At 41.4% G+C, this 7,286-nt stretch carries 9 protein-coding genes and 2 pseudogenes; 5 read left to right on the top strand and 6 right to left on the bottom strand.

Features of this window, described 5'->3' with window-relative positions; genetic code table 11:
* The 3 genes from V7654_RS18135 to V7654_RS18125 all read left to right on the top strand — a co-directional run.
* A partial coding sequence (locus V7654_RS18135) for an OsmC family protein (RefSeq protein ID WP_335432127.1) occupies nt 1–487 on the top strand: 487 nt, incomplete at its 5' end.
* Nucleotides 484–1,095, top strand: a complete 612-nt coding sequence (locus tag V7654_RS18130; protein ID WP_335432126.1) for a hypothetical protein — start codon at nt 484–486, stop codon at nt 1,093–1,095. The genes V7654_RS18135 and V7654_RS18130, both read left to right, overlap by 4 nt.
* A complete protein-coding gene (locus V7654_RS18125) occupies nt 1,092–1,676 on the top strand; it encodes a peroxiredoxin family protein (protein WP_335432124.1) in 585 nt (194 codons plus the stop codon). The genes V7654_RS18130 and V7654_RS18125 overlap by 4 nt, the downstream gene beginning before the upstream one ends.
* 145 nt (nt 1,677–1,821) lie before the next feature.
* Here the strand turns inward: V7654_RS18125 and V7654_RS18120 are convergent, their stop codons facing one another.
* The 3 genes and pseudogenes from V7654_RS18120 to V7654_RS18110 all read right to left on the bottom strand — a co-directional run.
* Nucleotides 1,822–3,252: a bifunctional metallophosphatase/5'-nucleotidase gene (locus tag V7654_RS18120; protein ID WP_335432123.1), complete on the bottom strand. Its 1,431-nt coding sequence runs from the start codon at nt 3,250–3,252 to the stop codon at nt 1,822–1,824.
* Between the two features lie 143 nt (nt 3,253–3,395).
* Nucleotides 3,396–3,806: pseudogene (locus V7654_RS18115) on the bottom strand (MBL fold metallo-hydrolase); the annotation flags it as partial.
* Nucleotides 3,806–3,976 (bottom strand): annotated as a pseudogene (locus V7654_RS18110) (sulfurtransferase TusA family protein); the annotation flags it as partial. The pseudogenes V7654_RS18115 and V7654_RS18110, both read right to left, overlap by 1 nt.
* Before the next feature lie 310 nt (nt 3,977–4,286).
* On the opposite strand from V7654_RS18110, the gene V7654_RS18105 reads away from it, so the two are divergent.
* Nucleotides 4,287–4,733, top strand: coding sequence for a TlpA family protein disulfide reductase (locus V7654_RS18105; RefSeq protein ID WP_335432122.1), 447 nt, complete (start codon nt 4,287–4,289; stop codon nt 4,731–4,733).
* 49 nt (nt 4,734–4,782) lie between these two features.
* On the opposite strand, the gene V7654_RS18100 is transcribed toward V7654_RS18105, so the two are convergent.
* Entirely contained in the window at nt 4,783–5,802 is a 1,020-nt protein-coding gene (locus V7654_RS18100) for a F510_1955 family glycosylhydrolase (RefSeq protein WP_335432121.1), read from the bottom strand.
* Nucleotides 5,789–6,373 carry a TVP38/TMEM64 family protein gene (locus tag V7654_RS18095; protein WP_335432120.1) on the bottom strand — a complete coding sequence of 195 codons (585 nt, stop codon included), beginning with the start codon at nt 6,371–6,373 and terminating at the stop codon, nt 5,789–5,791. The genes V7654_RS18100 and V7654_RS18095 overlap by 14 nt, the downstream gene beginning before the upstream one ends.
* A 124-nt stretch (nt 6,374–6,497) precedes the next feature.
* Between V7654_RS18095 and V7654_RS18090 the strand changes: the two genes are divergently transcribed.
* Nucleotides 6,498–6,755: a hypothetical protein gene (locus tag V7654_RS18090; RefSeq protein WP_335432118.1), complete on the top strand. Its 258-nt coding sequence runs from the start codon at nt 6,498–6,500 to the stop codon at nt 6,753–6,755.
* 262 nt (nt 6,756–7,017) lie between these two features.
* Here the strand turns inward: V7654_RS18090 and V7654_RS18085 are convergent.
* The coding region (locus tag V7654_RS18085) for a hypothetical protein (RefSeq protein WP_335432117.1) at nt 7,018–7,286 on the bottom strand (269 nt) is incomplete at its 5' end.

Below are 7,286 nucleotides of genomic sequence, written 5' to 3'. Positions count from 1 at the left end.
GCCTTGTTTAACAGAGCTAAAGTTTAAAAGCAACATCGTTCACGAAAAAGCCTTAAAAAAGGGAGCGAGATCAATGGAATTTACTTATTATAATGATAAAATTATTGGGCAGCTTGAATACGGGTTCCTTCCGGTATCGCCAAATAGCGAACTGGGATACCGCCCTTTTGAGCTATTTGTTTCATCACTAGTGGGCTGCAGCACTTCCCTGCTTGCAAATATTTTAACAAAGAAAAGAATAGACTATAAGAGAATTGACGTAAATGTTTCTGCTGTAAGGAATCCAGATGAAGCTAATCGGATTGAACAGCTGACATTCAATGTGAGTGTCCAAACGGATCAAAAAGAAAAGGCGGACCAGGCTGAAAAACTTGGCATTCTCGTATTGAAAAATTGCGGCATGATTCAATCGGTAATCGGCAGCATTGATGTACAGTACAAGATTGAGTTTACGCCAGACCAGCCCAAAAAAGGTGATGTTGCTTGAATTATATAACGGTCGGCAGATTTACGCTGCCAGTAGATTTGCTTGCAGCTTTTGCCGCGATTTTTATCGGAGCCATGGTATACTGGCTTAAGGAAAAGAAAAGCATTGGCGACTGGTATTGGAATAGCTTCTTTATTTATATTGCTATTTCAAAGCTTAGCTACGCGCTCTTTAATTTTAAAATGTTCATTGATACCCCGCTATCCCTGCTCTACTTCAATGGCGGTACAAATGGACAGATCCTTGCCTTTGCCGGTATCGCACTTTATTTATTTTTTTTAGCGCGGAAAAAGGACAGTGGAATCAACAGGAACGAATTTCTTCCTGCATACTTTATTTTTTTCCTTCTATACGAGACTGTCTTGTTTGCCTTTTCCCAGAATACCCTGGCGGCAGCAGTCCAGGCTGCTTTTCTGTTAGGCTTTATTTTGTATTTTTTTAAGATGGCTAAACTGAACCAGCAATATGCAATTTTGTTCCTAATGCTAGAAGTGCTAATCCTGAGCTTATTTTCAGAATTACTCTCTGCAGAAAATATGTTAATCATTGTGCTTGGAATCTTCTTGCTGATTTTTCAGCGAGTAAATAAGGAGGAGCTACAGTCTTGAACAAAAACCTATTATCTTTTGCCATTCTAGCTCTTGCGGCTGTCATTCTGATTGTGAATATTTGGAAGCCTAATTTGACTGAGAGTGAAAAGAAAACGACAGATCAAACGGAAGAAACAGTTGAAACTGATGACATACCTGGTGCTAAGCTTTCTGCGTTACGTGAAGGGGCTGAAGCTCCTGATTTCGAACTGACTACTCTTGATGGTAAATCAGTTAAGCTTTCAGACTATCGCGGCAAAAAAGTCATCCTGAATTTCTGGGCAACATGGTGTCCTCCATGTAAAGCCGAAATGCCGCACATGCAAAAATTTTATGAAGAAAACAAGGATAAAGGCGTGGAAATCCTCGCTGTTAACCTGACAAATATGGATAAAGGCGTCGATGAAGTCCAAAAGTTTGTTAAAGAATATGGTTTGACCTTCACGATTCCTCTTGATGAGGAAGGCGTGGCCGGAACAACCTACCAGGCATTCACAATCCCAACAAGTTATATTCTCGATGAAAACGGTGTGATCACTAAGAAAATCGTCGGTCCAATGGATGAGAATATGATGAAGGATTTAACTGGATTGAAATAGAAACAAGTCGCGGTTAAGCCGCGACTTCTTTTTTTAAAGACCCGATATAATAATCAGCCAAATCTCATAGGGATTTAGCTGATTATTACCTATTAAATTGCCCGATAGAGTATGTTGCTTTCTTTGACCCTTAAAAAAACTATCATTATATACTTAGGATTTTCGGTTGTTCATCGGCTGTAAAAGTCCCCTTTTCCTTTAAGAACTGCTTAATGACCTCAATAGCATGGACACCGTGATAGGTTTTATCAGCCTCTGCTCCCTTAAACAGCTGCCTTCCGCCTCCGGCTATCTTGTAATTTTTGCCCATGTCGATTTCCTCGCCGCCAATCAGCAGCTTTTGGATTCTGTTCCCTTCAGGGTTATATGGTTTAAAGGCCATGAACAATCCTGATGACCTCAAGATATAACCGCCTTTTTGTTTGAACGGATCCCTGGAGAATACCATTTCAAGATTCTTCTCAAGAGCCTTAACAAGGCGCTCCCCTGTCATCTCCATCGTAAACAGTTCAGGATTAGTCGGAATGATTGTGTGTAGATCGTATTCCGTAATGTCACCAGATGGCACCGGCGTTCCATATCGCCAGCCATGTGAAAAGGCCAGATCGGTATCAAATGCATTCAGATAGGCATCGGTAATCAGTTTATCCATCGGGGCTTCATTCAAGGTCATCCGGTGTAAAATTGAATCTGTTTTACCGACAACGTTTGTCCGTTCCTGTTGATAAGGCTCTAAAATATCTGCAATGATCCCCGCCATTTCCTCATCGTCCGGGAACCGTTCATCCATTGCGACTAGTTCGTATTGGTAGTCTTCCATTTTTCCGTTTTCCAGGGTGACATCAAGTTTACCAAGGAAGGATGAACTAGACCCTGCCTGGACAACGACGGTTCCATTTACCGTAATTGGCTGCTCAATCCTGTCATGACTATGCCCTGATAAAATGATATCAATCCCATCTACGAGAGTAGCAAGTTCTACATCAAGAGGAAGTCCCATATGACTTAGCAGCAACACTAAATCTACCTGACCTTTAAGCTCTGTCACACACTTACGGGTCTCATCTACACCCTTAGAAAAAACGAGTCCTTTAGAGAAGCTATCAGGCATGGTTTCATCTACATATGGATACGTAAGTCCGATTATTCCAACTTTTATTCCCTGTACCTCTTTGATTGTAAATGGTTTTAAAAACGTATCAGCGGGGTCCTCACTCGTTACATTGCAAGCAAGTGTCGGGAAGGGCAAACTGTTTGCCAACAATTCCAATTGTTCCTTCCCGTAAGCGAAATCCCAGTTCCCCGGAACCCAGGCGTCTAGCTGCATTTTTTCCAGAGCAGGCAAAAGCGCCTCACCTTTTGTTGAAACAAGTGGTAAGGTTCCGTGAAATAAATCCCCGCCATCAAGGAAGAGGACATTATCGTTTTGCGACTTTAAATCCTTTACATATTTTGCAAGGCGGGGTAAACCGCCTGTTTGTTTCAATTCAGGCGTATTCCCCTGCCAAAATAATTCATGATGAAGATCTAGGCTGCCATGAATATCATTCTGCTGGATGATTGTCAACTTTTTCATTGTAACTCCTCCAATTATTATAAGGCTGTTTTCGTAAATTTCCTGGCAAAGTCTGAGAAGCATGAAGCTTGCGAAAAAAGCCTTAGCCAATTTAATAATCGAAAGGAGTACCTAAAATGGTATCCCCTTCTGTTTTCATTTTATTAACGAACTGCACAGCGATTAGGACCGATTTCCATCTCACGCTGTTCTTCGATATCCGGGCTGATTTTCCCCATATTCGTCTGCCTGATTTCCTGATAGGAGTTAGGCTGCGGCGGAAGGTTTTCGGTAACCGTTTTTCTGAACGTTTCTTCGCTCTCTATCTGCAAGCCGTGATTTTGTGCATACAGGACCCCAAGCTTTTCAGATATACTGCCGTCATCGTTCATTTCATTGATACCCATATAATGAGCCGGGAGAACAAGCAATTCATCTGCCAGCTCTTTATAGCGGTTATATAAAGTCTGTCTCAGGTCGCCTACCCAGTCCTGCGCCAAGCCGGCAAGGTCAGGACGTCCGATTGAGTCGATGAACAAGAGGTTCCCGGTTAATAAATACTGATCGTCCACAAGCCTGTACTCTCTGACCATGCTTTTAAATCTGTCGTTGATCCTTTATCAGTTGCCTGCACCTCTATCACTTGTCCAGGCTCCAATTCATTCATCATTTTCTTCGTTCTCACGATTGGCATCGGGCATGCCAGCCCTTTTGCGTCCAGTACTTTTTCTGCAGAAATTGACATAGTAATCTCCCTTCCTACTCAATAGTATTTATGGTCAGATGGAATCCATACTGAAAAATAATCCCCTTTATATATACCTTATACGGTAAAAAATACTCCTGAATTTTTTTAAAAAACATACATGCTAAATTGGACTATTTTTTTATGCTCTAAAAGCTCGCTTTTCTTTTCTATATAATAAGGATTCGTTAAAAGATAATAATTGATAATCATTTATATATAATAATAATTATAATTAAATATTGATTTTTAAATAATTTTAATGATAATATATTTACATAATAGACAATGTTCAGGGGAGGATTCTGTGATGAAATTAAGAGATGAAATGCCGGAATTAACTGGCGCTACTGGCTGGTTAAACGGTGAAGTAACAAAAGAAGAACTTTTAGGGAAACCTACTTTGATCCATTTCTGGTCCGTCAGCTGTGGCCTTTGTAAGGAAGCAATGCCGGAAGTGAATGAGTTCCGTGATGAATATGAGGATGAATTGAACATCTTGGCGGTTCATATGCCTCGCTCGGAAAATGATCTTGATGTTGCAGTGATTGAAGCAATGGCAATGGGCCATGATATTTCCCAGCCAACCTTCATTGATGGCGAGCATAAACTCACAGAGGCCTTTGAAAATAAATATGTTCCTGCTTATTATGTATTTGATGCAGAAGGTAAACTTCGCCACTTCCAGGCTGGCGGAAGCGGGATGGCCATGCTCCGCAAACGTGTGAACCGCGTGCTTGGAAAAGAGGAGAAATAATTAAATAAAAATGCCACAGCGGATTAAGTTGTGGCATTTTTATTTCTGTCTATTTAATTTTCCCATTGACGAGTAACTGCTTCCAAGTCTGTCCGCCGTCAGTCGATTCATATAAATCATTCAGGATCGTAATGAAGGCGATTCTCCCTTCCTCCTCATAGTCTGCAGCAATATAAGTAATTGGATTATCATAAGCCAAGGTTGGGATTGGCAGTTCTACTCCTTCTATACCATCGTCAAGCTTCATAAGCTTAATTTTCTGATCTTCAACTGGGGAAATGTACAGGGATTCCTTGGAGAATGCACCACCGGTCACCATTTGATAATCGCCATTTTCCTTCACAGTCTTTCCTGAATCCTCTGAAACAAAAACACCTTCCTTAGTGGCCATTGCAAAAGTTTCACCTTTGTCAGGATGAACAGCAATCATGCCGAGCGTATTTGCTTCAAATCCCTTCAAGGCAACTTGCTCCCAGCTCTTAGCATTATCCTTTGATACATAAACACCTGCATCCAGTTCGGAATTAGGCTGTTCATTAATGATATATAACGCATGATCCTGGTAGCTTGCCGACAGGAAGTGAAAGTCACTTTCTCCATAGAAAGCTGCTCTTTCAAGTGATTTGCCAAAATCAGTGCTTTTAACAAGACCTAGAGGATTTTTCAATGAGGATCCTTCTTCCGGATGGCCGCTTGAGTAAAACCCATCCTTTACGGCCTGGAAGCCCATATAGTCATGTTTTTCTGCAGCCGTTTCAAACCATTGGCCGTCTTTATAAATCTTGATTCCATTATGTGATGCCACATAGAGTCCTTCATCGTTGCCCGGATATCCGATTCCATGCATATGCTCAATTGTCTGAGGCTCTGCTTTTACGATAAAATCAGTTCCTGCATTTTGCTGTTGTTTATCATTCGACTGATCCGCCTGCTTTTCTTCGTTAGCCTTATCCTGTTGATTTTCTTCTGATGGGGCTTGCTTTGTTTCTTCCTTTTCATTAGAGCAGCCAGTAAACACAAGCATTGCTGCCACAAGTGTGATCATAAAGCTTTTTTTATTTATTTTCATTATTATTTCCTCCGTTTTTTCTCTTAGTTGTCCAATAATAGTAGCAAATACCTACTCCAACAGCAAAGAAAGCTGCTGCAAGCTGATACTCCATTTTCCAGCTAAGTACAGTATGTACAGAATAGGATTCAATCAGGAGAGCCGGGATTTTACCGATGGTGCTTGAAACCATAAATGCTGCCGCATCCATCTTGCTGATTGAGGCAGCCAAAGTAATAAGCCCTGACGGAGCGAAGGGAAAGATCCTCAGCAGCAAAACGAGAATGAATGCCTCCCTTCCCCCTGTATTCTTCAGTTTTTCCAATAGCTTTATGGTGTGCGTACCACCGTTAAATTTCTCCCCGAGTTTTTTTATGCCTTTCCTATAAAGAAAGAAACTGATGATCGCACCAACAGCCTCCCCAATGATTGAAACGGCTAGTCCACCTGCGAAACCGAAGTACACGATATTGGCTGCTGTCACAAATGTACTCGGTACGATACCAGCAATAGAAATAAACACACTTACCAATAGGCTAATCAAAATTGCGAGCCAAATTGGCAGACCTGCCAGGTATTCAAACAACACCATACTTTTTCCTCCGGTACTCATTGTTTAACCTTTTAATGATTTCAATACTTTGTCACAGCTTCTGCTAAGTTTTTGCAAAATGCCTCTTTAAAATAAAGATATACCTGAAAGGAGCTGGTCAATCGTGAAACCAATAGTACTGATCCTCATAAGTGCAGCACTTATTCTTGGGGCAAGCACTTCAGTATTCGCAGAGGAAACAAATGAAGGCAAAGGCACTTTCAATTTTGGACAGATGAAACCACTGATGGAAAAAATGCACCCGGATCTATCAAATGAAGAATTAAAGCAAATGTACAATGATTGCCACGGAACAAATGGCGCAATGCCTAGCAAAAATTTTCAAATGATGAATGGCGGTCACATGGACATAGTTGATTAATGTACATTTCCAAGGTTAATTTTAAATGAAAACCACAAACAAAAAGAGGTTCTGGTACATTCCAGAGCCTTTTCTTCTCTGCCTATAGAACAATTATAGACCAAAAGTTTGCAGAAAGTATGGAACAAGCTTGGGTAGAAGAAACTCGGCTAGGCCCTTAGTGCTTTCTTAAGACGGAATCCCTTTGCATACATCAATCTTATTTTTGCGAAAAAAAAGAAAACAGCCCGTCCGAAAAAGGAACTGGCTGTCTCATCAGTTATTAAGCTAAGTTGTCTCCAACCATATGCCGTGAAGGAAGATCTGCTATTTGGGAACCACCGGCTGAATGCTGCGATGGCAAATCGGCTACATATGTGCCGTCCGCTGAATGCTGCGACGGAAGGTCTGCTACATTTGTGCCGTCCGCTGAATGCTGCGACGGCAGGTCGGCTACATACGTATCTTCCGATGAGTACTGTGATGGCAGATCAGCTACATTTGTATCATCCGATGAATGCTGTGATGGAAGATCGGCTACATACGTACCGT

This window comes from Bacillus sp. JJ1609 (genome assembly GCF_036967045.1).
Classification (GTDB): Bacteria; Bacillota; Bacilli; order Bacillales; family Cytobacillaceae; genus Mesobacillus.
Note: the sequence above shows the minus strand (reverse complement) of the source record. Positions and strands in the feature narration are given on the sequence as shown.